The 26,027-nt window shown below is 68.8% G+C and carries 19 protein-coding genes and 1 rRNA gene; 13 read left to right on the top strand and 7 right to left on the bottom strand.

Annotated elements, in window-relative coordinates:
- Together rrf and KOI35_RS46585 are read left to right on the top strand one after the other, a co-directional pair.
- Window positions 1-102, top strand: a 5S ribosomal RNA gene (gene rrf / locus KOI35_RS46590); the annotation flags it as partial.
- Between the two features lie 476 nt (window positions 103-578).
- Entirely contained in the window at window positions 579-1,754 is a 1,176-nt protein-coding gene (locus KOI35_RS46585) for a phytase (RefSeq protein WP_246614932.1), read from the top strand.
- On the opposite strand, the gene KOI35_RS46580 is transcribed toward KOI35_RS46585, so the two are convergent.
- A complete protein-coding gene (locus tag KOI35_RS46580; protein WP_215796247.1) occupies window positions 1,748-2,290 on the bottom strand; it encodes an RNA polymerase sigma factor in 543 nt (180 codons plus the stop codon). The two genes, KOI35_RS46585 and KOI35_RS46580, sit on opposite strands and share 7 nt — an antisense overlap.
- Window positions 2,291-2,333: 43 nt before the next feature.
- Here KOI35_RS46580 and KOI35_RS46575 point away from each other — a divergent pair, with 43 nt between their 5' ends.
- Entirely contained in the window at window positions 2,334-3,653 is a 1,320-nt protein-coding gene (locus KOI35_RS46575; RefSeq protein WP_215796245.1) for a serine/threonine-protein kinase, read from the top strand.
- Here KOI35_RS46575 and KOI35_RS46570 read toward each other — a convergent pair.
- Both KOI35_RS46570 and KOI35_RS46565 read right to left on the bottom strand, forming a co-directional pair.
- Window positions 3,616-4,281: a hypothetical protein gene (locus tag KOI35_RS46570; protein ID WP_215796243.1), complete on the bottom strand. Its 666-nt coding sequence runs from the start codon at window positions 4,279-4,281 to the stop codon at window positions 3,616-3,618. The genes KOI35_RS46575 and KOI35_RS46570 overlap by 38 nt on opposite strands.
- A 102-nt stretch (window positions 4,282-4,383) precedes the next feature.
- Complete coding sequence (locus tag KOI35_RS46565; protein WP_215796241.1) at window positions 4,384-5,115, bottom strand: hypothetical protein; 732 nt, start codon at window positions 5,113-5,115, stop codon at window positions 4,384-4,386.
- A 108-nt stretch (window positions 5,116-5,223) separates the two neighbouring features.
- Between KOI35_RS46565 and KOI35_RS46560 the strand changes: the two genes are divergently transcribed.
- The 3 genes from KOI35_RS46560 (at window position 5,224) to KOI35_RS46550 (ending at window position 8,039) form a co-directional block, all read left to right on the top strand.
- Window positions 5,224-6,366, top strand: coding sequence for a glycosyltransferase family 4 protein (locus tag KOI35_RS46560; protein WP_215796239.1), 1,143 nt, complete (start codon window positions 5,224-5,226; stop codon window positions 6,364-6,366).
- Window positions 6,363-7,493: a glycosyltransferase gene (locus KOI35_RS46555; protein ID WP_215796237.1), complete on the top strand. Its 1,131-nt coding sequence runs from the start codon at window positions 6,363-6,365 to the stop codon at window positions 7,491-7,493. Before KOI35_RS46560 ends, KOI35_RS46555 begins: the two co-directional genes overlap by 4 nt.
- A gap of 207 nt (window positions 7,494-7,700) precedes the next feature.
- The gene (locus KOI35_RS46550; RefSeq protein WP_215796235.1) at window positions 7,701-8,039 is read left to right on the top strand and encodes a hypothetical protein; all 339 of its coding nucleotides are present in this window, start codon (window positions 7,701-7,703) and stop codon (window positions 8,037-8,039) included.
- 128 nt (window positions 8,040-8,167) lie between these two features.
- On the opposite strand, the gene KOI35_RS46545 is transcribed toward KOI35_RS46550, so the two are convergent.
- Entirely contained in the window at window positions 8,168-9,271 is a 1,104-nt protein-coding gene (locus KOI35_RS46545; protein WP_215796233.1) for a hypothetical protein, read from the bottom strand.
- Window positions 9,272-9,526: 255 nt separating this feature from the next.
- Between KOI35_RS46545 and KOI35_RS46540 the strand changes: the two genes are divergently transcribed.
- Entirely contained in the window at window positions 9,527-11,440 is a 1,914-nt protein-coding gene (locus tag KOI35_RS46540) for a hypothetical protein (protein ID WP_215796231.1), read from the top strand.
- The gene (locus KOI35_RS46535) at window positions 11,437-13,080 is read left to right on the top strand and encodes a hypothetical protein (protein WP_215796230.1); all 1,644 of its coding nucleotides are present in this window, start codon (window positions 11,437-11,439) and stop codon (window positions 13,078-13,080) included. The genes KOI35_RS46540 and KOI35_RS46535 overlap by 4 nt, the downstream gene beginning before the upstream one ends.
- Before the next feature lie 103 nt (window positions 13,081-13,183).
- Here KOI35_RS46535 and KOI35_RS46530 read toward each other — a convergent pair whose 3' ends face one another.
- Window positions 13,184-14,002 carry a S1 family peptidase gene (locus tag KOI35_RS46530; protein WP_215796229.1) on the bottom strand — a complete coding sequence of 273 codons (819 nt, stop codon included), beginning with the start codon at window positions 14,000-14,002 and terminating at the stop codon, window positions 13,184-13,186.
- A 138-nt stretch (window positions 14,003-14,140) separates the two neighbouring features.
- Here KOI35_RS46530 and KOI35_RS46525 point away from each other — a divergent pair, with 138 nt between their 5' ends.
- Genes KOI35_RS46525 through KOI35_RS46515 form a run of 3 tightly spaced genes read left to right on the top strand, consistent with a single transcriptional unit; the run spans window position 14,141 to window position 16,103 of the window.
- Window positions 14,141-14,371 carry a hypothetical protein gene (locus tag KOI35_RS46525; RefSeq protein WP_215796227.1) on the top strand — a complete coding sequence of 77 codons (231 nt, stop codon included), beginning with the start codon at window positions 14,141-14,143 and terminating at the stop codon, window positions 14,369-14,371.
- Window positions 14,371-15,471, top strand: coding sequence for a sensor histidine kinase (locus KOI35_RS46520; RefSeq protein ID WP_215796226.1), 1,101 nt, complete (start codon window positions 14,371-14,373; stop codon window positions 15,469-15,471). Before KOI35_RS46525 ends, KOI35_RS46520 begins: the two co-directional genes overlap by 1 nt.
- Entirely contained in the window at window positions 15,468-16,103 is a 636-nt protein-coding gene (locus KOI35_RS46515) for a response regulator transcription factor (protein WP_215796225.1), read from the top strand. The genes KOI35_RS46520 and KOI35_RS46515 overlap by 4 nt, the downstream gene beginning before the upstream one ends.
- 191 nt (window positions 16,104-16,294) lie before the next feature.
- Here the strand turns inward: KOI35_RS46515 and KOI35_RS46510 are convergent, their stop codons facing one another.
- Window positions 16,295-16,483 (bottom strand): DNA-binding protein, encoded by a 189-nt coding sequence (locus KOI35_RS46510; protein WP_438870673.1) that lies wholly within the window; start codon window positions 16,481-16,483, stop codon window positions 16,295-16,297.
- 327 nt (window positions 16,484-16,810) lie between these two features.
- Window positions 16,811-21,448, bottom strand: coding sequence for a tetratricopeptide repeat protein (locus KOI35_RS46505; protein ID WP_215796222.1), 4,638 nt, complete (start codon window positions 21,446-21,448; stop codon window positions 16,811-16,813).
- A gap of 127 nt (window positions 21,449-21,575) precedes the next feature.
- Here KOI35_RS46505 and KOI35_RS46500 point away from each other — a divergent pair, with 127 nt between their 5' ends.
- Window positions 21,576-22,100 carry a toll/interleukin-1 receptor domain-containing protein gene (locus KOI35_RS46500; RefSeq protein ID WP_215796220.1) on the top strand — a complete coding sequence of 175 codons (525 nt, stop codon included), beginning with the start codon at window positions 21,576-21,578 and terminating at the stop codon, window positions 22,098-22,100.
- An 88-nt stretch (window positions 22,101-22,188) separates the two neighbouring features.
- The coding region (locus KOI35_RS46495; protein WP_215796219.1) for a tetratricopeptide repeat protein at window positions 22,189-26,027 on the top strand (3,839 nt) is incomplete at its 3' end.

Raw genomic sequence — 26,027 nt, 5'->3', positions numbered from 1 at the left:
GGAGGGGAAACGCCCGGTCTCATTCCGAACCCGGAAGCTAAGCCCTCCAGCGCCGATGGTACTGCACTCGGGAGGGTGTGGGAGAGTAGGACGCCGCCGGACTCAACGTGAAACAGTAGGCCCACCCCGATCGGGTGGGCCTACTGTCATTTCCGGACCATTTCACGGCGCCGCACTCAGTACGCGTTCCAAGGTGACGCCGATCCTGCCGAACTGAACAAGTGCTCCAGGGCGACACCGCCATACCTGAAGTCGTAGGCGATGACCGCGTCTGGCCCGCCTGGTTCTTGTGCTTCGAGGAGCTCGGCCAGTGAAGCCGCGGCTACGAACGTGTGGTCGTTGGCGCGCAGCCGGTGTGACGCGTCGAGTTTGTCGTATCGCCAGATGTCCTCGTTCGAAGCGGTACCACGCCAGGCCGTCAGCATCGATCACGGACGGCAGTCGGCGGAGCCAGGTGGGCGGGGGTCGACTGGGCGGGCTACGGTCGGGAGTTCAACCGGCGGCTACCCGTGCGCCAGGTTTATCGGGGAGTGTCACTGGCTATGCGCCGTACCGTGGGGATCGTTGCTCTTGTTGCGTTGAGCACTGCCGTTGCGGTGCCGGCGCACGCCGGGGAGAAAGAGGACCGGCACCTCGAGATCACTGCCGCCGTGGAGACGCCGGCGCTGTTTGATGATGAGGCCGGCGGGGATGCGGACGCTGATGATCCGGCTATCTGGGTCAACCGGGCCGACCGGGCTCGCAGCCGGGTCATCGGGACGGCCAAGAACGGTGGGCTTCGGGTCTATGACCTGGCCGGCCGTGAAGTTCAGTCGATTCTTCCGCCGGCCGGTGGGCGGTTCAACAACGTCGACCTGGTGACCGGGTTCGGGCGGCAGCGGCGTGACTATGCCGTTGTTACCGATCGGGGGCTCGACCAGCTTCGGATCTACCGGATCGAGGCGTCGGGGAAGCTCACCGACGTCACCGCGGCCGACGCGCCTCTGCTCTTCTCCAAGGACGCCGGCGAAGTCGAGACGCAGGCGACCGGGTACGGGCTGGCTACGTACGGGAGATATGCCGTTGTCAGTCGTCGGCACACCACGCGTCTGGGGATCTTCCGGCTCGAGGAGCGGAAGGGTGCGGTGAGCTACCGCGTCACCGACACGCTCGATCTGCCTAAGCAGTTCCGGCTCGCCGATGGCTCGACCTGGACGCCGTGCAACGAGCCGGGTGAGGAACCGCAGATCGAGGGCATGGTCGTCGACGCCGACGCGGGTGTGCTCTACGCGGCTCAGGAAGACGTGGCGCTGTGGAAGATCCGGCTCGACCGCGACCAGTTCGCCGGGGTGCCGAGGGTGGTCGAGCGGGTGGCCGAGTTCGGGGCGCCGGGCACCTATGACCCGGAGACCGAGGAGTGCACGCTTGGGCAGCCCGCTCCCGAGGCGGGGCGCATCCGGGCCGACGTCGAAGGCGCGACGATCTACCCGACCGACAAGCGTGATGGCTTCCTCATCGTCTCGAGTCAGGGTGACAGCAAGTTCTACGTGTACGACCGCCGCACCAACCGGCCGGTCGAGAGTTTCCAGGTGGTCGACGGCGGGCGCACCGACGGTGTGCAGCACTCGGACGGCGCGGCGGCGACGAGTGTGGCGCTGCCGGGCTATCCGAAGGGGCTGCTCGTGCTGCACGACGGCGAGAACAAGCCGGACGGCGGCCGGGTCAGCACCAACTTCAAGTACGTCGACTGGCGTTCGCTAAAGAAGACTCACTGAAGAAGTGAGGCCCGCACCCGCGTACGGGCCGCGTGGATGCGCGACTTGACGGTGCCCTCGGGCAGGTCGAGGTGGCCGGCGATCTCGGCGTAGTCGAGCTGACAGATGTCGCGCAGCACGAGCGGGGCGACGAGCTCGGGGCGGTCCGACTCGAGGAGCTCCAGGGCGTCCAGCAGGTCGAGCCGCGAGCCGGCGATGACGCTCGTCGTGCGCGGGTCGGCCACGTCGACCGGGGGTAGCGCGTGGGCCTGCTCGGCCGCGCGGCGTTTCAGTGAGCGGTACGTCTGGCGGGAACAGTTCGCGATGATGACGTGCAGCCACGTCGAGAACTTGGACCGCCCCTCGAACCGGTTGATGTTGCGGGCCACCTGGAGGAGCACGTCCTGGGTGGCCTCCTCGGCGTCCTGCCAGCACGGCAGGAACCGGGCACACCGCCGCAGCACGTCGGGCCGGATGGCGCCGAGAAGTTGCTCCAGCGCGGCCGAGTCACCCCGGGCGGCCCGGAGTGCGAGTTGTTCCACGTCCTCGAAACGCATAGTGCCCCCGTAAAAGATCTTTGTCGGCCTCATAATGGCGGGCGTGTCTGTGCCCAGCAAGATCGGTCGATACCTCGTCGAGCGACGGCTCGGTGCCGGTGCCTTCGCGACCGTGTGGCTCGCCGAGGACGAGGCGCTCGAGTCGTGGGTCGCGATCAAGGTATTGGCCGACAACTGGGCGCACCACCCCGACGTGCGGGCCCGGTTCGAGCAGGAGGCCCAGATTCTGCGGCGGGCCGACTCGGAGCGGCTGGTGCGGGTGCTCGACATCGGCGAACTCCCGGACGGCCGCCCCTACCTGGTGATGACGTACGCCGACGGGGGCACCCTGGACGAGCGGATCGACGCGGGTCCCCTGCCGGTGCGGGAAGCGGTGCAGATCGCCGTGGACATCGCGCGGGCGGTCGCCGTCCTGCACGACTCCGGGGTTCTGCACCGTGATCTCAAGCCGTCCAACGTTCTCTTCCACACCGTACGCGGGCGGCGGCGGGTGCTGGTGGCCGATCTGGGGCTGGCCAAGGAGATCGCCCACGCGTCGGGCTTCACCGTGGTGGCCGGCACACCCGGATACATGGCTCCGGAGCAGCTGCGGCCGGGCGGCGGGCTGGACGTGCGAGCCGACGTGCACGCGATCGGCGCCATCCTGTCCCGGATGTTGGGGAGCCGGGCCGCCGTACCGAAAGCGCTTGATCGGGTGGTCCAGCGGGCGTTGGAGACCGATCCCGCGAAGAGGTGGCCGTCGGCCGAGGCCCTGGCCGACGCGCTGGAGGAGGCCGCGATGCCGGCCCGGGCTCCGAGACGCTGGCCGGGGCGGGTGATCGGGTCGGCCGTGGCGACGGCGGCGGTGCTGGCGATCGGGGGCGCGGCGCTGGCCCAGCCGACCGCCGAGGGCTGGCGCCGGGTGACCGACGCGACCGGCGCGCTCTCGGTGGCGGTTCCGGCGTCGTGGGCCCACCAGTTGGCCGACGGGGGCTGGGATCCGGCGTCGGTCGGCCTGCCCGCCGGACGAGCACCAGGGCTGGCCGTGGGCGAAGACCTCAAAGACTTTTCCGATCCTTCCGGTACGTCTCCAGGAGTCTTCGCCGGACTTGGCGCCGCGGCCGGCATCAGATCGCCCGGGCACGACGGTTGCACGCGGGCACCCGACCGGCGCGTCGTGGTGGACGGGTTGACCGGTCGGGTGCAGCGCTGGACGGGGTGCGGGGGCGGCGTGACGTCGTACAGCGAAACGGTCTTGATCTCGAATGACGGCCGCGGCGTCTATCTGCAGATCAGGCAGGCGGACGCGGTCGACCGCACCGACGCGGTGCTGCGCGGCGTGCGGATCATTCGTAGCAGCCGTACTTCTTCGACTGGAGGGTGAGCGACTGCACCTTCTCGGTGCGGGAGATGTCGATGCGGTATTCGGCGCCCTTGTTGCCCTCGAGTCCCTGCGAGCCGCCCACGATGCCGATGCCGGTGCGGCTGCTCAGGTCGCTGATGTTGCTCCACTCGTTGTAGGCGAGCAGCACGTCGGACCGCCGGCTGCCGATGCGGATGCCGTCCGGGGTGTGGATGGTGCCGTAGACGGCGATCGCCGAGACACCGCCGTCCTTGTTCCAGAAGACCTGGCTGATCATGCCGTCGGGCTCGGCCGGGCCGTTCTTGAGGTGCGCCCGGTAGGGGCACTGGTCGCTCGGCACCTCGAACCAGTCGGTGATCAGCCCGGTGGCCGTGGCCTGCGCGCGGGTCTGCCCCAGCTTCAGCGCGCCGAGGCCCAGGGAGCCGAGAACCTGAGGGTTGCTGTTCGACGGCGGCTTGGTCTTTGTCCGAGCGGGAGCCGTGGTCGCGGCGGGGGCCGTCGTCGTCGTCTCAACCGGCGCCGGGGTGGCGGCCGAGGACGGCGGCTGGACGGCCGGAGCCGCCGCGCCGCTCACGTGCTCGACGCCGCCGGTGCAGGCGCTCAGCAGGACGGCGGTGGCGGCGGCAACGGCCAGGAGAGGCGTACGCATGGAAGGGGTCCCCGTTCTCGTTCATCGCATGACTGTTTCGTTCAGTGCGATGCGGACCCGGGCAGAGTAGTTCTCGAGATCAGGTCACGGAAACATAACGGGTCAGAAGCGCTCGACCGTGACCGTGGCGACGCCGGACGTGGCGTCGATGTCGTAGCGGGCGGGCGCGGTGTCCCAGCCGTCTGGGGTCCAGACCGATCCGCCGGCCACACCGGTGTGGGTCTGGCCGTCGACCGTCACGCTGCCCGCGCCGCCCCTCGCCGCGACCCGGATGGGAGCCTGGCCGGCCACCCGTACGGAAAGAAGGCTCGCTCCGCCTCCGAGAGTGACCTTCTGGGTGCCGTCGGCGGCGGGCAGCACCACCGAGGCCCGCGCCGTGCCGGCACTGAAGTCGACATCGCCGCCGCGACCGCCGGACAGGTCGACGGACTCGTCCTGGGCGCCGCCGGCCAGCCGGATCTGCCACCGCACGTCGTCGCTGAGCACCACGTCGAGCACGGCCGGACCGCCCCGTCCGGTGTCGCGCAGGCCGGCCACCAGGTCGATCCCCTCGATGGCGGCGGTCGGGACCATCTTCGAGTCGTCCGGGGTGGACAGCTGGTACAAATCGCCGCCGAGGTCGCCCAGCCGGACCCGGACCGCGTCGGTGCCGCCGAACAGCAGGAACGAGGACACGTCGCCGTCGCCGCGGATCTCATGCCGCGTGCCCTGGCGTTCACCCAGCACGTAACCGGGCCGGTTCTCCGGATTGTGGTCGCGGCCGTCCCCGCCGGTCCAGTCGCACCCGCCGAGCAGGCCGACCACCAGCACCAGGGACATCGTCCGGATCCGCACGGGATGGGGTTACCCGGTGCGGGCTTCTCCTAGTCGTTTGAACAGCGTTTGAGATCCGGCCACGACACGTACGGTGTGCCGGACATAGACGACGCCCATCGTGACTGCATGCGAGTCGCTCTGGTCACGGAGTCGTTCCTCCCCGATGTGAACGGCGTCGCCAATTCGGTGGTGCGCACGGCCGAACACCTTCTGCGCCGTGGGCACGAACCGATGGTGATCGCACCGCAACCACCCCCCGCGGTGCGCGACACCCCGGTCCACGTGCCGTATCCGGTGGTCCGTGTCGCTTCCCTGCCCATGCCCGGCTATCCCCAGATCCGGCTGGGGCTGCCGACCCCCACCCTCACCGGTGCGCTGCGTGCCTTCGGCGCCGACCTCGTGCACCTGGCCAGCCCGTTCGTGCTCGGTGCATGGGGCATGCTGGCCGCCCGGACGTTGCGCCTGCCGACGGTCGCGGTCTATCAGACCGACGTCGCCGCGTACGCCCGCGCCTACAAGGTCGGGATGACCGAGGGCGCGGCCTGGAAGTGGATCAAGACGGTCCACAATCTGGCCTCACGCACGCTGGTGCCGTCGTCGGAGTCGGCGACCGCCCTCGACACGCACGGTGTCGAGCGGGTTCACCTGTGGCGGCGCGGCGTCGACGACGAGCTGTTCCACCCGAGCCGGCGGACCGAGGACGTACGGCGTCAGCTCGCCCCGGACGGTGAGGTCGTGGTCGGTTTCGTCGGCCGGCTCGCCGTCGAGAAGCAGATCGACCTGCTCGCCGATGTGAGCCGTCTGCCCGGCGTCCGGCTGGTGATCGTGGGCGACGGTCCGGCCGCGTCCCAGCTGCACAAGGCGCTTCCGGCGGCGACCTTTCTGGGCGTACGACGTGGGGTGGAACTCGCCGCGCTCTACGCCAGCTTCGACATCTTCGCGCACACCGGCCCGTACGAGACGTTCGGTCAGGCCGTGCAGGAGGCGATGGCCAGCGGGCTGCCGGTCGTCGCGCCGAACGCGGGAGGCCCGGTCGACCTGGTGTCCCACGAGCGGACCGGCTTCCTGGTGCCGCCGTTCGAGTCGGAAGGCTTCACCTCGGCCGTACGGGATCTGGTCGCCGACCCGGCCAAGCGGGCGAGCTTCGGCGCCGCCGGGCGCCAGGCGATCGAGGGGCGCAGCTGGTTCGCGGTGGGCGAGGAACTGCTCGGCCACTACGGCGAGGCCTGCAACGTCGGTTACGTCGAGCGCCGGGCGGTGGCTGCGTGAGGATCGTCCGGGTGGCCAACTTCGTCACTCCCCGGTCCGGAGGTCTGCGAACGGCCCTGCGCCACCTGGGCGCCGGATATCTGGCCGCGGGACACGAGCCCGTGCTGGTCGTTCCGGGCGCCACCGAATCCGACGAGATGACCGATCAGGGCCGTGTGATCACGCTGCCCGGCCCCCTGGTGCCCGGCATGGGCGGCTATCGGGTAATGCTCGACCGCGGCCGGCTCAGCGCGACCCTGGCCCGGCTGCGGCCGGACAGCCTCGAGGTGTCCGACCGGTCGACGCTGCGCTGGCTGGGCCGCTGGGCGAAACGCCGGGGTGTGCGGTCGATGATGGTCTCGCACGAGAGCCTGGACGGGCTGCTGCGCCTGTTCGGGCCCGGGGTCAGCCGGCGTGCGGGCGACCTGATCAACGCGCGGACGGCGGCCGAGCACGACCAGATCGTCTGCACGACCCAGTGGGCGGCGCAGGAGTTCGCCCGGCTCGGCGTCCGCAATCTGCGGCAGGTGCCGCTCGGGGTCGACCTCGAACGGTTCACGCCGGCCAACCACGACCCGCGGATGCGGACGCTCTGGTCCGCGCCCGACGACGTGCTGCTGCTGCACTGTGGGCGCCTCTCGCCGGAGAAGAAGCCGCAACGTTCGCTCGCGACGCTGGCCGCCCTGCGCAGGTCGGGCGTGCCCGCGGTGCTCATCGTGGCCGGTAATGGACCGATGCGCACGGCGTTGCAGTCCGAGGCGGCCGACCGAGGTCTTCCCGTACGTTTCCTCGGGCACCTCACCGATCACACGAAGCTGGCCGCACTGCTGGCCACAGTGGACGTCGCCATCGCACCCGGGCCGATCGAGACGTTCGGTCTGTCCGCGCTCGAGACGCTGGCCAGCGGCACCCCGGTGGTGGTGAGCAGCGAGAGCGCCCTGCCCGAGGTGATCGGCACGGCCGGGATAGCGGCTCCGGGCGAGGGTCCGGCGTACGCGGACGGGGTCCGCACCCTGCTGTCGCGACCGGAAGCGACCCGCCGGGCTCAGGCACGCGCCCAGGCCGAGCGTTTTCCCTGGTCGAGCGCGGTCGACGGCTTCCTCGCGGCCCATCACACGTCGGTCGCGGCGGTTACCCAGCCGCAGTAATACGCACGTGTTTTCTTTCTCTTCTCCGCTTATCGGCCGCCGAAACGTATTAGTGCCACTCGGCTTTTCGGTTGTCGATCATCCGAGTTACTAGGTGTGTCGAATGCCGTGTCGGATGCCGCCGAAGTGCTTTCCTGATCATGCAAGTCCGGTTATCGGAAGCACGGCCGGAAAGTATTGGCGGAGAAGGGAAATAGCATGAACAAGATGACGCGGCTCCTGACGACGGCCGGTATGGGTGTGCTGGCCGCGGTGGCCTTCGGTGTCGGGCCGGCCCAGGCGGCCTCCTCGACGAGCGCGACGCAGCAGGCCGACCGGCACCGGGATCGTGACGTGGTGGTCGGCTACTACCGCTCCTACCGCGCCTGTGACCTGGCCGGACGCATCGGCGAGCGGTTCGGCAAGTGGGACGACTACGACTGCGACTACCAGCGGCGTGGATTCGACCGCCGGGGTGTCTTCGCCCTCGAGGTCGAGCAGCGGGGTTGGGGCGGTGGCTGGAACGGCGGCTGGAACCGGCCGGGTCACCACCGCGGGCACCGCTGATTTTTCTTCAAAGCATTCCGCGATGAATGAGGAGGCGCCCCGGAAACAATTCTGCTGATTAACTCCCCGCAGGTCCCCGATCGGGTGCCGGACGCATAACGCGTTCGGCACCCGATGCGTTATGGGGACTACGGGTTGGCCGGCTCGGTGGGGGTCGGCTCGATCGGTTCGCTCATCGCGGCCTCGGCCCGTACGGCCTGCTGGAAGAGTGCACTCCAGGTGGCGGCCTGCGTGCGGGCGTTCTCCTGCTCCGCCAGCCAGTCGGCCCGGGCGTCGACCGACGTCGCGGCGATCGTGTCCCAGTTCGTGCTGGTGGCGGTGCCCGCCGCCTGCGAGATCGTCAGCCACGTCTCGGCCTGCCGGAGCGCGACCTGCTCGGCGTCGGCCCAGGCGACCCGGGCCGGACCCGTTCCCGCGCTGACCTCGCCCCACGCCCGCGCGGCGGCGGCCCGCATCTGGGCCTGCGCCTCGCCCGCCGTCTCGCGGGCGGCCTTCTCGGCGGCCTGCGCGTCGGCGACCAGCTTCTGGATCGCCACCCGCCAGCGGCGGTCCTGGTCGGCCAGGCTGGTGCGGTACTTCTGCATGTCGAGGCCGTAGGCGGTGACCCAGCCGTAGCGGAAGAACTCGACGACGTCGGCGTCGGTGGTGCCCGGCGCGACGGCGCGACCGGCCCACGCGCGGACCTGGGCCCCCGGGTCGTCCGTGCTCAGCAGGGTGATGAACGCACGGTCTTCCTGGCGGATGGCCTCGGCGGCGTCGTTGTCGTCGTCGATGTCCTTGCGGTCGAGTTCGAGCGCCTTCGCGTAGCCGGTGCTGACGTACTCCTGCAGCATCGCGTCCGTGCCGGCCAGGGCCCGCTGGCCGCCGGCGTTGACCCGCGGGTAGTACTGGGCCGGGTGGGTCCGCACCATGCGGGTGGTGAAGTCGATGTTGCGGGCGGTCGTCTGGGCGGCGCGGTTGATGGCCGCGTCCCACCCGGTGTTGAGGAAGTCGGTGATCGCCTTTTCGCCCAGGCTGGACAGCAGGGCGCTGCGGGCGGCGCTGCGCACCGCGGGGCGGGGCTCCTCGACCGACAACCATTGCACGAACAGGCGATCGGCCGCGGCCGGATCCCAGTCGTCGGCGCTGCTGGTGACCGCGCCGGTGGGCGACACGGCCGCCCAGGATGCGGCTGGTGCGGCGACGACCACCATCGCCGCGGCCAGCGCGAGCGCTGCTGCACGCGTACGCATATTCAGTTTCCCCCGTGAACGCATTTCCCTGTATCGATCGGTGCATTGAAGCACGAAAGCCCGGGGCACGGGGGTGCGAGGCAACGACGTTGGTCACAGCGTCGCGGCCTTGTGCCGAGCGGTGACGAAACGCTAACGTCACGGCCGACATCGATCTCCATGCCTCTCTCGTGGCTGACGCCTGCGCTGAAGCAGCAGGTCGGAGGCTGCACCGGGGGCGTGTGCAGCATTCGAACCAACCACGGGGACAACTACATGACATCGATGAACCGCGCCGTCTGGGTGCGGCCGCTGCTGGCTGCCGGTGTAGCGGTGGCCGCCCTCACCGCGACCGCCGCCGGCCCCGCGCAGGCCGCTCCCGCTCCCACCCGTTTCTCTGCTCGCGCCGCTCTCGCCGCCGAGGCCAGCTTCGAGCAGAAGCTCGCCGTCGCGGTGAAGTTCGGCCGCGGTGACGACTCTGCCCTGATCGAGAAGGCCGACCGCGACTTCGTGGTGGCGATCTGGAACCTGGTCAAGGACAACCCGGACCAGGCCGAGGTGCGGCTGGCGGCCGAGGCCGCGTTCAGCGCCGAGCCGGTCGAGGAAGACTCGGTCGACCAGGCCTGCTACCAGTTCATCGTCACCGGCGTGTACGCCGCGTTCGACCGGGATGTGGCCCGGGTGAAGCGCGAAGCCGACGAGAAGCGGGCCCGTGACCTGGCCCGGACGGCCGCTGCGGCCAGCATCGACGTGGTCGCCGACGCCGCATTGCTCAACGGGAGCGACGCGGACTTCGTACGGCTGATCTGGGAACGGGTTTCCGACGATGTGAAGTGGCCCAAGGTCAAGGCGGCCGCCCGCGCGGCACGGGAGGGCAGCGACGCCGACCGCACCGCGTTCATCGCCGCCGGCATGGCCGCCGCGGCGGGACAGGACGTGGACGACCGGATCGCCGCCGACGAGGCCAAGACCGAGGCCGAAAAGGCGGCCGAGCGGTCGCGGGCGGCCAAGAAGCTGGCCGCCAACCGGATCCTCATGCCGGTCACCGACGAGCTGCTGAGCCTGCCCGACCGTGACTTCGTGACCGTGGTCTGGAACTTCGCCGACGACGGCACCGAGGTGCAGGCGGCGGCGATCGTGGCCGCACGCAGCCTCGACCCGGCGGTCTGGAAGGCGTTCATCGACACCGGGATTCACGCCGCCAAGGACCGGGACATCGCCATCGGCCTGGCCAAGGCCGAGGCCGAGGACCGGCGTCTGGTGCAGGCGATCGTCGACCGGGCGGTCGCCAACTCGCAGCGCGGCCTCGCCACCGCCGCCCGGGCCGCGCTGGCCGGGGACGCGGCCGCCGTCGCCGACTTCCTGCGCGTCGGTCAGTACCAGGTCGGCCAGGACGTCACCCAGTTCGCCCTCACGACCACGCGGCTCGGCATGCTCACCGCCGACGGCACCGCGTACGTCAAGGAGGGTGGCATCGACGCCACCTGGGTGAAGATGTACACGAACGTCAAGCAGCTCGCGCTCTCCGGCAACCGGATCGGCGTGCTCACCACGGCCGGCGTCGCTCTGGTCAAGGAGGGTGGCCTGAGCGCGGGATGGGTCACCGAGCAGACCGCGGTCAAGCAGCTGGTGCTCTCGGGTAACCGGATCGGCGTGATCCGCACCGACAACGCCGCGTACGTCAAGGAGGGCGGCCTGAGCGCACTGTGGACCAAGGTCTACAGCGGCGTCACGCAGCTGGCGATGTCGGGCACCCGGATCGGTGTGCTCCGCACCGACAAGGCGGCCCTGGTCAAGGAGGGCACGGTCGCCTCGACCGGGTGGGCCACCGAGCACACCTCGGTCAAGCAGCTGGTGCTTTCGGGAACCCGGATCGGCGTGCTGCGGACCGACAACATCGCGTGGGTGAAGGAGGGCGGCCTCAGCGCGGGCTGGGTCAACGAGCACAACGCGGTCGCGTACCTGGCGCTGGCCGGCACCCGGATCGGCGTCGTGCACACCGACGGCATCGTGCGGGTCAAGGAGGGCGGCCTGTCCGCGCTCTGGACCCAGGTCGGCACCAACTCGTACACCATGGCGCTGGAGACGAACCGCATCGCGCGGATCGCCAACGACGGCGTCGGCTACGTCAACGACGGCGCGGTCTCGGCGCCGTTCACCACCTTCAAGATGGCGCCGAGCCCGTCATGAGGAAGCTTGCTCTTGCTGCGGGCCTCGCGGTGACCGTCGTGCTCGCGCCGTCCGCGGCCTCGGCTGCGACGGTGCCCGCACCCTCAGTCCAGGCTCTCGCCGCGGCCTCGGCGGCGACCTTCGAGCAGAAGCTCGCCGTGGCGGTGAAGTTCGGGCGGGGCGACGAGTCGTCGCTGCTCGAACTGGCCGACCGCGACTTCGTGATCGCGATCTGGGACGGCGTGAAGGACAACCCCGACCAGGTCGAGGTACGGGTGGCGGCCGAGACCGCGTTCGCGGCCGCGGTCGAGGAGACCGACCAGCTCTGCTACGAGTTCATCGCGACCGAGGTGTTCGCCGCGTTCGACCGTGACGTCGAGCGGGAACGGCAGGAAGCCGCGTCCAAACGGGAGAGCGACCTGGCCCGAACGGCCGCTGCGGCCAGCATCGACGTGGTGGCCGACGCTGCCCTCCTGAACGGGAGCGATGCTGACTTCGTACGGCTGATCTGGGAAAGGGTTTCCGACGACGCCAAGTGGCCCAAGGTCAAGGCGGCCGCCCGGACGGCGCGGGACGGCAGCGATGCCGACCGCACGGCGTTCATCGCGACCGGGATGGCCGCGGCGGCGCGCGTCGACATCGACGACCGGATTGCCGCCGACGAGGCCAAGACGGAGGCCGAGAAGGCGCTCGAGCGGGCCCGGGCGTCCAAGAAACTGGCCGCCAACCGGATCGGCATGACGGTCACGGACGAGCTGCTCAACCTGCCCGACCGCGACTTCATCATCCGGGTCTGGAACTTCACCGAGGACGGCACCGAGGTGCAGGCGGCCGCGATCGCCGCCACCCGCAGCCTCGACCCGGTGGTGTGGAAGGCGTTCATCGACACCGGCATCCACACCGCGGTCGACCGCGACATCCAGATCGCGCTCGAGCGCAAGTACCAGGCCGACAAGGCGGCGGCCGAGGCGATCAAGGCGACGGCGACCAAGAACAAGGACCTGAACCTCGTCTATTGGACGAACAAGGCCCTGGCCGGTACGCCGACCGACCTCGACACGTTCCTGCGGGTCGGCCAGTACGACCTGTCGCTGTCGACCAGCTTCGGTACGGGTGAGGTCGCGCCCAGCTGGTCCAACACGGTGGCGTTCACGAACGGCGTGACCAACGTGGCCGGTATCTGCTGCAAGCTCACCGGTCCCGAGCTGGGCGTGCGGTCCGAGGCCGGCCACACCGGCACGACGTCGCTGATGTACGCGGGCCTCGACAACAGCACCACCAAGTCGTTCGCCTATCTGAAGTCGATGGCTCTGAGCCGGATCACGGTGAAGTCGACGACCAAGCTGAGCTACTGGATCTATCCGCAGACGAACACGGTTCGTCCCGAGGTGAAGCCGGCCAACAGCACCTGTGTCGCCATCGACCTGATCTTCAGCGACGGCAAGAACCTGCGGGACAGCCAGCTGAAGGACACCAAGGGCAACCGGGCCCACCCGGCGTACCAGTGCAACAAGCTGACCGTCGGCAAGTGGAACGAAGTGGTGGTCCCGCTCGGCGCGCTGGCCGGCAAGAAGGTCACCACGCTGATCGTCGGCTACGACCAGCCGCTCAACACGGGCGGCTACCGCGGCCTGGTCGACGACATCAAGATCGCCGACTGACCTCAGGTTGGTGAGCCGGCTTTTGTGAGCCGGCTTTTGTGCCGGCTTTTGTGAGCGTGGCGTCCGGCCCTCGGCCGGGCGCCACGCTTCGTCGTTGGGTGCCTCAGCTGATGATCAGAGTGTCGGCGACGTGGGTCGTGACGAAACTCCAGGCCAGACTGGCGGTGTCCACCCGGTTGGCGAGACCCTGCCAGCCGGGCGCGGCCGGGTCGTCGTCGTTGCCGCCCAGCCTGTTCCAGGAGCCCATCGTGACACCGACCAGGCCGTAGCTGCCGCTCGGGAACCGGAAGAGCACGGCACCGCCACTGTCGCCATGTGCACCACCGCCCCGGACGCTGTCGGTCACCAGCAGGCTGTCACTGGCGTCGTTCCTGACCTCGACCGAGCGCCGGACGTTCCTGGTCGGATCGCCGCCTCCGGTGGGTGAGGTGGTGCCGAATCCCCACCGCTCGACCTGGCTGACCGAGGAAAAGAGCGAACCACTGAGAATCGGCATCGGCGGCACGTCCTTGATCGGACTGCGCAAGTGCAGCAGGGCGACGTCGTTCTCAGCGGAGGACGTGCCGGAGTAGCCGGGCATGATGACGATCTGATCCGGACGTACCGAGAAGGCGGAGTTACCCGGGCCCTTCCGGAACGAGATCTTCACCTCCTTCGCGAGGTAGCCGTCGGAGACGCCGTCATCGGACTTCGCCAGGCAATGCGCCGCCGTGAGCACCCATGTCTGCGACACCAGCGTGCCGGTGCAGTTCTCGCCGTCGTCGAAGAACCCCCGGACGCTGTAGATCTTGACAATGGACGGCAGCGGGTCGACGCCGTCCACGACGGGGCTGTCGCCGCCGACGATCGCTTGCGCGGGGCTGGCCCACAGCCCGGTGGTAACCGCTGCGGCGACGCCGAACGCGATCAGACGAGATTTCATGGTGGCTCTCCTGAGGGTGGTGCTGACTGATTCACAGCCACCACGGGGCCCGCGCCGCCGAGGTTCATTTCTTCTCCACCCGGATCTCCACCCTCCGATGGTGCCGGGTCCACCCGGGCCGTTCGTAGCGTCGGAGCCATGAGAAATCTTGTCGAAACCGCTGCCCACCTGGCCGGTCGCCGGGGCGGGCGGACCGGACGTGTCGCTGAGGTCGTCGTGGGCAAGGTGCTGGATCAGGAGGGCGGGAAAGTGACCGGACGTGTCGTCGTGGCGATTCTGGTGGTGCTGGCCGTGGTGGGGATCGCGTTCGTCGCCTACCGTCTGCTCGTGCTCGACCTGATCCTGACCGTGCTGCGGGAACAGAACTGATGCTGCGCCGGCTCGCCCGCCGAGGGTTGCGGCTGCTCAAGGCCGACGACCCGGAGACGGGCTGGCTGGTGCGGATCGTCATCACCGCGCTGCTGGTGTGGGCGCTGGTGTTCTGGCCGGGCATCGACACGGTGGCCCGGCCGGTGCTCGCGGTGAGCCTGGCCGCCTGGGTCTTCTGGACGCTGGCGGACAACCGTTTTCCCGTACCGGCCAGAGCTGCCCTGGGTCTGTCGGCGCTCTTGCCGGCCTCGGTGACGGCACTCGAGCACAACGGTGCAGCACACCTCTATCTGTACGGGGCGTTGTTCACCTTCGTCCTGCTGCCGCGCATGCCGCTGTGGGCGATCTGGTCGCTCACCGGTGCACTGGTCGTGACCCTGGTGGTGGCGTTGCGGGTGGCCGGCCACGGTCCGACCGCGATGCTGACCCAGCCCGCCCTGGTGATCCTGGTCGTGCTGTTCAGCCTGCATCGGCGGGAGCATCGGCTGCTGCAGGAGGCTCATGCGCGGGCGGCCGCATTGGACGAGCGGGCCCGCATCGCCCGGGAACTGCACGACGTGCTCGCCCACTCGCTGGGGGCGCTGGGTGTGCAGCTCGAAGTGGCCGAAGCCCAGCTCACCGTCCGCGGTGACATCGAAGCGGCGGCCGAGCGGGTGCGCCGGGCCCGGCGGCTCGCCGCGGACGGCCTGGTCGAGGCGCGATCGGCGGTCGCGGCGCTGCGCTCGGATGTGCCGCCGCTGCCGCAGGCGCTGGACGATCTGGTCGGGCGACACCGGGAGAACCACGCGGCCTCGGTGACTTTGCGCATCGAGGGTCGCCCGCGCGGATTGGCTTCGGCGGCTGAGGTGTCGCTGTTGCGTACGGCTCGGGAAGCCTTGACCAATGCGGCCAAACACGGGGCGCCCGGGCCGGTCGGGGTCACGTTGGAATTCGGCGCGTCGTCGGTTCGGCTCTCCGTGGTCAATCCGGCTTCGTCTCCGCTTGTGGGTGGCGGTTTTGGACTGGTCGGCGCGCGGGAACGATTGGCGCTTGTCGGTGGCACATTGGAGGCGGGCGTCATCGACGGCGCGTGGCTGGTCACCGCGGAGGTGCCGGGATGAAAGTGCTTGTGGTTGATGACCAGCAGCTCGTACGGGAAGGGTTGACCGCTCTTTTGGAATTGACCGACGGGATCGAAGTCGTCGGGTCGGCCGGGGACGGGGAGCGGGCGCTGGAAATGGTGGCCGAGCACGCGCCGGACGTGGTGCTGATGGACCTGAAAATGCCGGTGCTCGACGGCATAGCCGCGACGTCGCGTGTGCGGGAGTCGTTTCCGCACGTGGCGGTGGTGGTGCTGACCACCTACGCCGACGACGAGTCGATTGCCGGGGCGTTGGCGGCGGGCGCTCGCGGCTATTTGACGAAGGACGCCGGCCGGGCCGACATTCTGCTGGCACTGCGGGCGGCGGTGGGTGGTCACGCCCTTTTCGACCCGGCGGTGACGGCGCGGTTGGCGTCGGCTTTTTCGCCTTCATCGGCGCGTTCGCTTCCCGACGGACTCACTCGCCGGGAGGCGGAGGTGCTCGGGCAGATCGCGCTCGGGCGGACGAACGGGGAGATCGCGGCGGCGTTGTTCGTGACCGAGGCGACGGTGAAGACGCACATCAACAACGCCTTCGCCAAGATTGGTGCGCGCAACCGAACCGAGGCGGCAAGCTATGCGTTACGGCATCGCCTGGGAGGCGGATCTTGATGGCATCGATGTGCAATCTGTGCGGCTCGTCCGAGAACGACCTGATCGAACACGTACGGCGGTCACATCCGGACGCGGCATCGGAACACATTTACGAGACCGACGGCAGCGTGATCGTGGGAGATGCGTCGCTGGAGCCGGTAGCCGAGTACGACCCTTCCCATCAGACTTGGCAGCGCGACTGAGACCCTTCAGCGCCTGCGGTGGGCGTGGTTGAGGATCCAGCTCTCGACATCTTCGATGCGCCAGACCTTGCCCATGAGCAGGCTGTCGTAGGGCATCGGAAAGGTCGGGTCAGAGGTGATCTGGTAGACCCGTTGGCGGCTGATACCGCCCAGCCGATCCCGAATCTCACCAGGTCCCATCAGGTGTTGACTCATGCTCATGACTATAGGCGCTAGTCAAGGTGTCGCGCTACAGTCAAGTCCTATCCGTCCGAGTGCGAATACTCCGGCGATGGGCGCAACCGATGTCCCGCGCGGATCCATCGCACGGCGAAGCTTTTAAGGCCCGGTGCAGGCAGGCCGCATACATGCACGTCATGACACCCGCTGAAGTCGACTGCAACGACTTCTCACGCACACCGAAGCATCGACGACCACCTCCGTGTCCGGCCCGGAGTGCTGCAATCCGTGCAGAGGCGTGAAAGTTCGAGCATCCACGGAGCACCGGCAATCCTCGCCGAATTGGTCCATCGATGTCGGCGGCTACGTGACTCTGCTTCTCCATTGGTCGAGGAGCTGGGTGAGTGCAGTGATTGCCTCGTCGTCGAGGACGGTGGCGGCTGCGTGGCGGAAGACCGTTTCGCCGAGTGTGGTGCGGAGCCGGGTGAGTTCGGTGAGGTCGATTCCGGCTTCGGGAGTCTCGAGGTCGAGGCGGATGGCCAGGGCAGTGCAGTGCAGGGGTACGGCCCGTTCGGGCTGTCCGGTGGTGGTGCGCAGGATGCCGAGCTGGCTGGTGCTGCTGGCGGTGCCGGCCCGGTCGCCGAGTTCTTCGAGGATGGTCAGTGATTGTTGGTAGCGGCGTTCGGCCTCGGCGTAGTCGCCGCGATCCTGGGCGAGCATGCCGAGTTGGTGGTAGCTGCGGGCGGTGCCGGCCCGGTCACCGAGTTCCTCTTTGATGGTCAGTGATTGTTGGTAGCGGCGTTCGGCCTCGCTGTAATCGCCCCGGGCCTGGGCGAGGATGCCGAGCTCGTGACAGCTGCGGGCGGCGCCGGCCCGGTCACCGAGTTCCTCTTTGATGGTCAGTGATTGTTGGTAGCGGCGTTCGGCCTCGCTGTAATCGCCCCGGGCCTGGGCGAGCATGCCGAGCTGGTGGTAGCTGCTGGCGGTGCTAGCCCGGTCGCCGAGTTCCTCGAAGATGGTGAGCGCTTGTTGGTAGCGGCGTTCGGCCTCGGCGTAGTCGCTGGTCAGGTAGGCCAGGTTACCGAGTTGGTGGTAGCTGCGGGCGGTGCTGGCCCGGTCGCCGAGTTCCTCGAAGATGGTGAGCGCTTGTTGGTAGCGGCGTTCGGCCTCGTGGTAGTCGCCGCGGCGCTGGGCGAGGATGCCGAGTTGGTGGTAGCTGCTGGCGGTGCCGGCCCGGTCGCCGAGCTCCTCGAAGATGCTCTCGGCTTGCTGGTAGCGGCGTTCGGCCTCGCCATAGTCGCCGCGGTCTTGGGCGAGCATGCCGAGCTGGTGGTAGCTGCGGGCGGTGCTGGCCCGGTCGCCGAGTTCCTCGACGATGGTGAGCGCTTGTTGGTAGCGGCGTTCGGCCTCGGCGTAGTCGCTGGTCAGGTAGGCCAGGTTACCGAGCTGGTGGTAGCTGCCGGCGGTGCCGGCCCGGTCGCCGAGCTCCTCTTTGATGGTGAGCGCTTGTTGGTAGCGGCGTTCGGCCTCGCGGTAGTCGCCGCGGTCTTGGGCGAGCATGCCGAGTTGGTGGTAGCCGCTGGCGGTGCCGGCCCGGTCGCCGAGCTCCTCGGCGATGGTGAGCGCTTGTTGGTAGCGGCGTTCGGCCTCGGCGTAGTCGCTGGTCAGGTAGGCCAGGTTGCCGAGCTGGTGGGTGAAGGCTGCGGTGTCGTAGCTGTCGGTGGGGATCCAGGTGAGGGTTTCCTGGCAGATGTGTTTCTCCCAGTCCCAGGCTGACCATCCGTCGAGCTGGTCACGGATCTGGTAGCTCAGGTCGATGGCGGCGGGCAGGTCACCGGCGCTGTGGTGGTGGTAGCGGGCTTCGATCCGATCGTGCAGATCAGCCATCGGATCCTGCGGACGACGGTCGACGCGCCAGGCGTGGTAGGCGGCGGCGTGTTGGTGGGCTTGCCGAGTGGGTTGAGGGTAGAGGCGGGCCAGCGCGGTCGCGGTCCACCGATGTACCACGAACAGGCCTTCGCCGAGGTCGTCTTCCTGGGAGGCGGGAGTGGGGGTGATCAGGCCGAGCCCGCTCAGGACAGCGAGAGCGGCGGGATCGGCGGTGGTCGTGGTCAGCGGTGGCCGTCGTAGTGTGTCGAGGTCGGTTTGCAGCTGGGTGAGCTGTTCGGTGGTGTAGCCGAGCTGATCGAGCCCCGCAGGTCGGCCCGCCCGTCGAGCAGCCTGCAATGCGTCGTTGAGCTGGGCGAGGCGCTGGTCTCGTCCTGGGTCGTCAGGTGTCGGGTCGGGTGTGGCGGTTTGCCAGGCCAGGGCGAGTTGGTCGGCGGGGCTGCGGTAGACGGCGGCGCCGATCAGCAGGGTCTGGGTATCGGGGTCGAGCAGGTCGACGAGCTGGTGCAGCAGCGTGTCGTTGACGGTCAGCGTGACCGCCTCAGCCAGCACCCGGTCGAATCGGTCGCGTGGTGCGAGGTCGTCGGACTCCGCTGGTTTGTGCAGTGTGCTGATCCACTGGTGGGGGTCGGTGATGCCTTGGTCGGTGAGGAGGGTTTCGAGGCGTTCGGTGACGTCGGGGAAGCGGGCCTGTCCCATGCGGAGCAGGGCGTCGAGGTATTCGAGGGTGCGAGGGTGTCCGCCGACGTCGGTCCAGGACCGCTGCTGCTGTTCTGGGGTCAGGTTGTCGAGGGCGGGCAGTCGCCAGATCAGCTTGCGGGTCTCGGCCAACGACAATGGACCGAGGTGGTGGATGGTGAGCCGCCGCTGGGTGTTGCCTGGTAGGAGGAACGGGTAGCGACTTGTGATCAGCAGCCGGTGAGGGCCGGGTGTGCGGATCCATGCGGTAAGGAACTCGGCCAGGGTGTCGTCGGCGAGGAGCCCGGTGCCGTCGGCTTGTGGCTGGAGGTTGTTTTCGAAGTTGTCGAGCAGCAGGGTGACGGGTGCGCCCGTGAGTACGGTCAGGGCTGTGATCAGCCGCTCCTGCCAGGGCTCGGACGGGTTGCGCAAGTAGGCGCTGAGCCGCCGGTGCGGGTCATCGTCGCCGGCTTGTCGGCGTAGCGCGTCCGTGAAGAGCGTCCTGGCAAATGCTTCCAGAATGCGTTCTGGGCCTGCCTCGCCGACCACCGATACGACCAGTCCGCGGGTGTGGTCGAGCAGCCGCAGCAGTTCGGCGACCAGGCTTGACTTGCCGACGCCGCCGATGCCGTGCACCAGGATTCCGCAGGATCGAGGCTCGCGCAGGACGGCGCCGAGGGTGCTTAGTTCAGCGCGACGGCCCACGAAGTCACCGACGGGTCTCAGCGGTACGTCGGCGGCGAGCATCGGTGCGGGTGGTTCGGTGATCGGTTCGGCGCCGTCGGCTGGGTCGTAGAGGGGAAGGGGTTCGCCGCGGGTGAGGACGACGGGTGTGGCCCATTCCGTCGGCGGTGCCGCGCTGCCGGTTTGCTGTTCCGCGGCGAGTTGGCTGGTCTCGACGGTGTGCCGGGCGTGAGTGAGCGCGTCGACCAGGTGTGGTTCGGGTGCGGTGGCGAGTTCGTGGTAGAGCTGCTGGGCGAGTCGGATTGCGTAGCGGTCGGTGACGGGTGCGGTCATGGCGATGACTTGGGGGACTCCGGCGGTGAGTAGTTGCCGGGCGAGTCCAGGAAGAGCCTCGCTCGTGTCGGTAGTGGCGTGCGAGGTGAGGGCGGTAGAACAGCCTGCCAGGACGACGGCGGCAGGGCGACGGTCGTGCGGGATCGCGGCGATCAACTCGTCGGCGCTGACCCGGTCGGGCCTGCCCTGGTCGGTCTCGAGGATCAGGTGGCCGGGCGCGGCGTGGCAACACAGGTGCAGGACGTGGAACCGCTGTTCCTTCAGGGCATCGCGGATCGCGGTGCGGGTGCCGGTGTTGAGCACCCGTACATAGGCCCGGGCTTTGTGCCGAGCGGGTTCGACGGCGTCGATGATGGCGGCCAGTTCTCGTTCGACGTCGAGCAGGGCGCCACCGTCGGAGCCTTCGGGGCTGGCCAGCGCGACTAGAATGCGTAGCGGGGCCGGGATGGTGATCGCGGGCACGGGCTGGTCAGCGTCGAGGATGCGGTAGAGCTGCATTGGCAAGGTCAGGGCCAGCGGTTTTGGCTGGCCGGGGTCGAGTCGGCTCCACGGTTCGGCGGGGATCAGGGTTTCGACCGGCCAGTCTGCGAAGTCGCCGGCCAGGTCGAGACCGAGGCGCAATGCGGATCCGCGGCGGCGGGCGTCGCCGGCTAGGCGGGTGAGTTCGTCGGCGACCGGCGCCGGGGTGAAGGCCTCTCCGAGCAGGTGACCGATGTCCTGCAGTGTTTGCCGCATGGCCGCAGCGGGTGTGCCGGCAGCGCCGCGAGTGATCGACGCGCCGCGAGCGTGGCGGAGCCGGTGCAGATCGTTCAACCGAGCTGGGACGCGTCGCAGCGTGGCCGCATCCGGTCGGGCCTCGGTCTCGGACCTGCTGTCACGGTCGAACACGCTGACACGCTCGGTGGTGAGTGTCAGCCGGGCGCTGCGGGGTGCGGGGACAAGGTAGGTGTCAGCTGCGCTCGCGCCGGTTGGTTCGGGCGGGAGGTCGTTCAGGGCGCGGATGAGGTCGCTGAGCCGGGCGCTATAGGCCGGTCCAGCAGCGAGCCGGAAGTCTACGGGCTGGCGGGTGGCAGCGAACTCGGGCAGGTCGACGTCCTGGTAGAGCACCGGAATGAACCGTCTGTCGACCTCGACCGACCGTTCCAGCAGGGCCGCGTACTGCTGCATGACCTCGGCCGAGTCGATCGACTGCGGGCTGAAGACGAGAATGCCGCACCGGGACTGCGCGATGCCGGCTTCGATCGCGTGCACCCGCACGTCACCCGGGATGATCTGCGACTCCTGGAACACCCGTAGGCCAGCGACTTTGAGGTCGTTGGCCAACTGGTTCACCCATTGCTGATCTTGCGGGGCGGAGGAGATGAACACATCGAACCCGAAGCCGGACCTGTTCGGATCCGTCGTGACGTCGTCGCTCATCCCGGTGGGCCTCCACCTCCGGGCCGCGGTGATCGGCCCTGATCTCGTGACGATGGCACAGAGCGTCCACCGTGGCATCACCGGAAAGGTTGACGGCGTCCATGGTGGGCCCGGCTATCGTGCGGGCGTGGACTGGAATCTGATCGTTGCGATCATCAGCATGATCGCCGGTGTCCTAGCAGCCTGGCTGGCCTATGTCGCCGTCCGCGGAAGGGTCCGCCGCCGTAAGACCACGTTGTCCAAGATTGCACCGCCGACCGGCTCGTACGACGTGTTCGTCTCGTACGCCGAGGACGACAAGGACAGAGCAACCTGGCTCGCGAACGGCTTGCAGTCCCGTGGCCTGCAGGTCTTTCTCAAGGAATGGGTCGGACCCGGTCTCATCGAGCAGGCCGAGCAGGAACGGGCCCTGGACGCGACGGCCAACGGCGTGCTGCTGTTCAGCACCAGCACGATGACCCAGCCCGATATCCGCCAGGAGTACGCCGCGCTCCTGGAACGCGTGCACACCACCGGCCGCCGGTTCGTGCCCGTCCTGATCGACGACGTCGATCTGCCGCCGTTCGCCCGGATCAGGAAGCCTCTCGATCTCACCGACCGCCGCCACGACGACGCCAACCTCGATCGGCTGGCACAGGCGCTACGCACCTGACCGGTCGGCTGATCATGCGAGTCGATTGACCCGTTCGGGCGACTCGCTCCGGATGTGACCCAGGCACGCGTGGGGTTCACTTGGTCTCATGTCTGATCCGGTCCGTGGGTCCAGTGTCGACGCGCCTCGGTTCGACGTGTTCGTGTCCTACGCCCACGCTGACGCCGACTGGGTGCGGATCCTCGCCGGCCGTCTACACCAGGCTGGCCTACAGGTGTTCCTCGACGAATGGCAGATCACCCCCGGCGACGTGCTCGTCCACAGCCTGGACGACGCGATCCTGGCGTCCACGGCCGGGATTCTCGTGGTCAGCCCGCAGTCGATGGGCTCATCCTGGGTCCGGGAGGAGTACGCCGCCCTGCTCGGCCAAGCCGTCGACCAAGGCCGCCGGCTCATCCCCGTGATCTACCAGGACGCCGAGGTACCGCCGTTGCTGGCGACACGGGTATGGGTCGACTTCCGCCACGCCGACGGCCCCGCCTACGACACCGCACTGACCCGTCTGATTGGTGCCATACGCGGGCAGCCGCCCGGCCGGCCACCAACGGACAGAGACCTGCTGGTGGCACCCGGCTCTGCGTTTCGGCCCGCCGGGCCGCGCCGGGCCCGGCTGACCGTCACCAACGGTCAGGTAGAACTGATCGATCTCGACCGTGACACGACGGTCACCGTCCGACCCGAACCGGACCGGAATCTCATCTACAGGCTGCGCGACCTCGACCATGCCCGGCAGGCTCGACGCGGCTGGGTCACCCGCCGAGACGAGCTGGACAGCGCGGCCACGGACATCCCGGTGCAGCGATCTCTGCATGAGGTCGGGGCCTTACTCGGCCGGGTGTACACCCCTGGAGCGGCCGGGCAGGCTCTGAGTGCACTGACCAGCGACGCGCGCGGCCAGCACGTCAGCCTGCAGCTTGAGGTCGACGCCGAAGGGGACCTCGAAGACCTTCCGTGGGAAGCCCTCATCCCGCCCGACGGTCCGAGACCACTCGCGCTTGACCCCACGATCCAACTCTTCCGCAGCGTCACCGTCGACGGACCCACACCCGCGCTCAGCATTCCCGCTCCGCTGCGTGTCCTCGCTGTACTGGCAGCACCGTTCGGCCGCGACAGCGGGCCGGTGCTGGACACCGAACACGAACTCGCCACCATCCTGGACGCGGTCGAACCCGCCCGCAAACAAGCCAGGGCCTACGTCCGCGTCCTCAACACCGGCACCCTCGATGCGATCCGTGAAGCCCTGACCGTCCAGCGGTTCCACGTATTGCACATCTCCAGCCACGCCGGGCCGGACAGTCTGCTCCTGGAGAAGCCCGATGGCAGCCCGCACCCGGTCACCGCTCCTGACCTGATCAAGGCCATCCCGAACGACAAGGCCCCGGCATTGATCGTCCTGGCCGGCTGCTCCACCGCACAGAACAATCGCAACTCTGATGACCCGACCCGCGCGTTGCCGGGCCTGGCCCGCAAGCTGATCGCCGCCGGGATACCTCAAGTCCTGGCGATGACCGCACCGGTCACCGACCGCTACGCCACCCGGTTCGGCGCCCAGTTCTACCGCGAACTCGCCCTCTCACCGACGCCGTCCGTGATCGCTGCAACAGCCGTGGCCCGCCAGCAGGTCGAGGACGCCCGCCAAGCACTACCGGCCGAACATCTCGAAGCTCACCTGGTCGAGTGGGCCACCCCCACCGTCCTTCTCCGCGGCCGCCCCTTACCGTTGTACGACCCCACGGCCGGACTTGAGCAAATCACCGAGCCGACCAGCCCCACCCTGGCCGCTGGCATACCGTTACGGCCGCTCGGAGACTTCGTCGGCCGCCGCAGCGACCTGCACACCCTCACCGTCGCCATGCGCAAACCCGGCAGAGCCGGGGTGCTGGTGCACGGCATCGGCGGCGTCGGCAAATCCAGCCTCACCGCCGAACTGTTCCGAGCCCTCAACGACGACATCGGCCTTGTCGTGTCAGTCGTCGGGGCCACAACCGCGGACCAACTCCTCGACGCATTCGGCCGGACCCTATTCACACAAGCCTTAGCCACCGGCCAAACCGACAGCCATCCCGACCGGCAACTGGCCACCTTCCTGCGGACGCCGTCCGAACCCTGGCAAGACCGGCTGAGCACAGCACTCGCCCTGCTCGCCGAACGGCCGGTCACCCTGCTGCTCGACAACTTCGAAACCAACCTCGAGCCGCAACCCGACGGTACCGGCCGCATCGTCGACGAAACCCTCGCCGAACTCTTAGCGCAATGGATCCGCACACCAGGCGTCCACCGCACAGTCATCACGTCCCGCTACCCATTCACGCTTCCCGCCGAAGCGCACAAGCGGTTGACTGTGCATCATCTTGGTCCGTTGTCGTTGGCGGAGACCCGGAAGCTGATCTGGCGACTGCCGACTCTCGACGCGTTGACCGCTGTCCAGCAGCAGCAGGCCTGGACCGTGGTCGGTGGGCATCCGCGCACGATGGAGTACCTGGACGCGTTGTTGCGCCAGGGGCAGGCCCGGTTCCCGGATGTCACCGAACGCTTGGAACGGCTGCTCGACGCGGAAGGCATTTCTCCCGAAGGGTGGACGGCCGAGCCCGGCAGCGAACCCTCGCCAGAAGGGGTGCCGTCGTTCGACCGGGCGCTGGCCGAAGCGGTCACGGTGACCGTCAACGACACCCTGCTCCATGACCTGGTCGGCCTGCTCGACCCTGCCGCCCGGGCACTGCTGATCGGTGCCGCCGTCTACCGCAACCCGGCCGACCAGCTTGCCCTGGCCTGGCAGACCGCCCAATCCGATCCGATACCTGACGATCCTGATCGCGACCAGCGACTCCACCGGCTCGGCCAGGATTTGACCGCCGCCGCCCGCGAGGGCCGACCGACCGGTCTCGACGAGCAGGGCTACACGACCGAGCATCTCGCCCAGCTGCAAGCGGATCTGGCTGCGATGCGGCGGCCGCCGCTGACCGCGACGGTGGTCGACCCGGCTGTGCTTGCGGTCCTGGGCGGGCTCGGTCTGATCACCCCGACGCCCGCCGACTCCCCGTCAGATCCGCGCCCGGGCCCGGATGGCGGGTTGTTCAGCGTGCACCGGTGGACCGCGACGGCGTTGGCCCGCCTCTACCCCGAGCCCACCCGGCAGGCCCACCAGCGTGCCGCCGCCTACTACACCTGGCGTATCCAGTACCGCCCACAGGGCCTGGTGGAGGATCTGTACGACCGGATCGAGGCCCGCTACCACCACCACACCGCCGGAGACCTACCCGCTGCCATCAGCCTCAGCTACGACATCCGTGATCAGCTCGACGGCTGGTCAGCCTGGGACTGGGAGAAACGCATCTGCCAGGAAACCCTCACCTGGCTCCCCGCCACCAGCTACGACACTGCGGCTTTCACCCACCAACTCGGTAACCTCGCTTACCTGACGGGTGACCTGGCCGAGGCTGAACGCCGCTACCAGCAATCGCTGACCATTGTCGAGGAGCTCGGGGACCGGGCCGGCACCGCCCTCAGCTACCACCAGCTCGGCATGCTCGCCCAGGACCGGGGGGACTATGTCGAGGCCGAACGCCGCCACCAGCAAGCCCTGACCATCAAAGAGGACCTCGGGGACCGGGCCGGTGCCGCCCGCAGCTACCACGAGCTCGGCAACCTCGCCTACCTAACGGGTGACCTGGCCGAGGCCGAACGCCGCTACCAGCAATCCCTGACCATCAAAGAGGACCTCGGGGACCGGGCCGGCACCGCCCTCAGCTACCACCAGCTCGGCATGCTCGCCCAGAACCGGGGGGACTATGCCGAGGCCAAACGCCGCTACCAGCAATCCCTGACCATCCTCGAGGACCTCGGGGACCGGGCCGGCACCGCCCGCAGCTACCACCAGCTCGGCAACCTCGCCTACCTGACGGGCGATCTGGCCGAGGCCGAACGCCG

The organism is Paractinoplanes bogorensis (genome assembly GCF_018829635.1).
GTDB classification, from domain to species: domain Bacteria; phylum Actinomycetota; class Actinomycetes; order Mycobacteriales; family Micromonosporaceae; genus Actinoplanes; species Actinoplanes bogorensis.
The sequence above is the reverse complement of the archived record's forward strand: the minus strand, read 5'-3'. Positions and strand labels throughout refer to the sequence as shown.

Excerpts from the sequence above, each read along its gene's own strand:
- KOI35_RS46530 (WP_215796229.1), bottom strand. The coding sequence starts at position 14,002 with ATGAAATCTCGTCTGATCGCGTTCGGCGTCGCCGCAGCGGTTACCACC.
- KOI35_RS46540 (WP_215796231.1), top strand. The coding sequence starts at position 9,527 with ATGACATCGATGAACCGCGCCGTCTGGGTGCGGCCGCTGCTGGCTGCC.
- KOI35_RS46560 (WP_215796239.1), top strand. The coding sequence starts at position 5,224 with ATGCGAGTCGCTCTGGTCACGGAGTCGTTCCTCCCCGATGTGAACGGC.
- KOI35_RS46525 (WP_215796227.1), top strand. The coding sequence starts at position 14,141 with ATGAGAAATCTTGTCGAAACCGCTGCCCACCTGGCCGGTCGCCGGGGC.
- KOI35_RS46520 (WP_215796226.1), top strand. The coding sequence starts at position 14,371 with ATGCTGCGCCGGCTCGCCCGCCGAGGGTTGCGGCTGCTCAAGGCCGAC.
- KOI35_RS46535 (WP_215796230.1), top strand. The coding sequence starts at position 11,437 with ATGAGGAAGCTTGCTCTTGCTGCGGGCCTCGCGGTGACCGTCGTGCTC.
- KOI35_RS46580 (WP_215796247.1), bottom strand. The coding sequence starts at position 2,290 with ATGCGTTTCGAGGACGTGGAACAACTCGCACTCCGGGCCGCCCGGGGT.
- KOI35_RS46515 (WP_215796225.1), top strand. The coding sequence starts at position 15,468 with ATGAAAGTGCTTGTGGTTGATGACCAGCAGCTCGTACGGGAAGGGTTG.
- KOI35_RS46550 (WP_215796235.1), top strand. The coding sequence starts at position 7,701 with ATGACGCGGCTCCTGACGACGGCCGGTATGGGTGTGCTGGCCGCGGTG.
- KOI35_RS46505 (WP_215796222.1), bottom strand. The coding sequence starts at position 21,448 with ATGAGCGACGACGTCACGACGGATCCGAACAGGTCCGGCTTCGGGTTC.
- KOI35_RS46545 (WP_215796233.1), bottom strand. The coding sequence starts at position 9,271 with ATGCGTACGCGTGCAGCAGCGCTCGCGCTGGCCGCGGCGATGGTGGTC.
- KOI35_RS46510 (WP_438870673.1), bottom strand. The coding sequence starts at position 16,483 with ATGAGTCAACACCTGATGGGACCTGGTGAGATTCGGGATCGGCTGGGC.
- KOI35_RS46570 (WP_215796243.1), bottom strand. The coding sequence starts at position 4,281 with ATGCGTACGCCTCTCCTGGCCGTTGCCGCCGCCACCGCCGTCCTGCTG.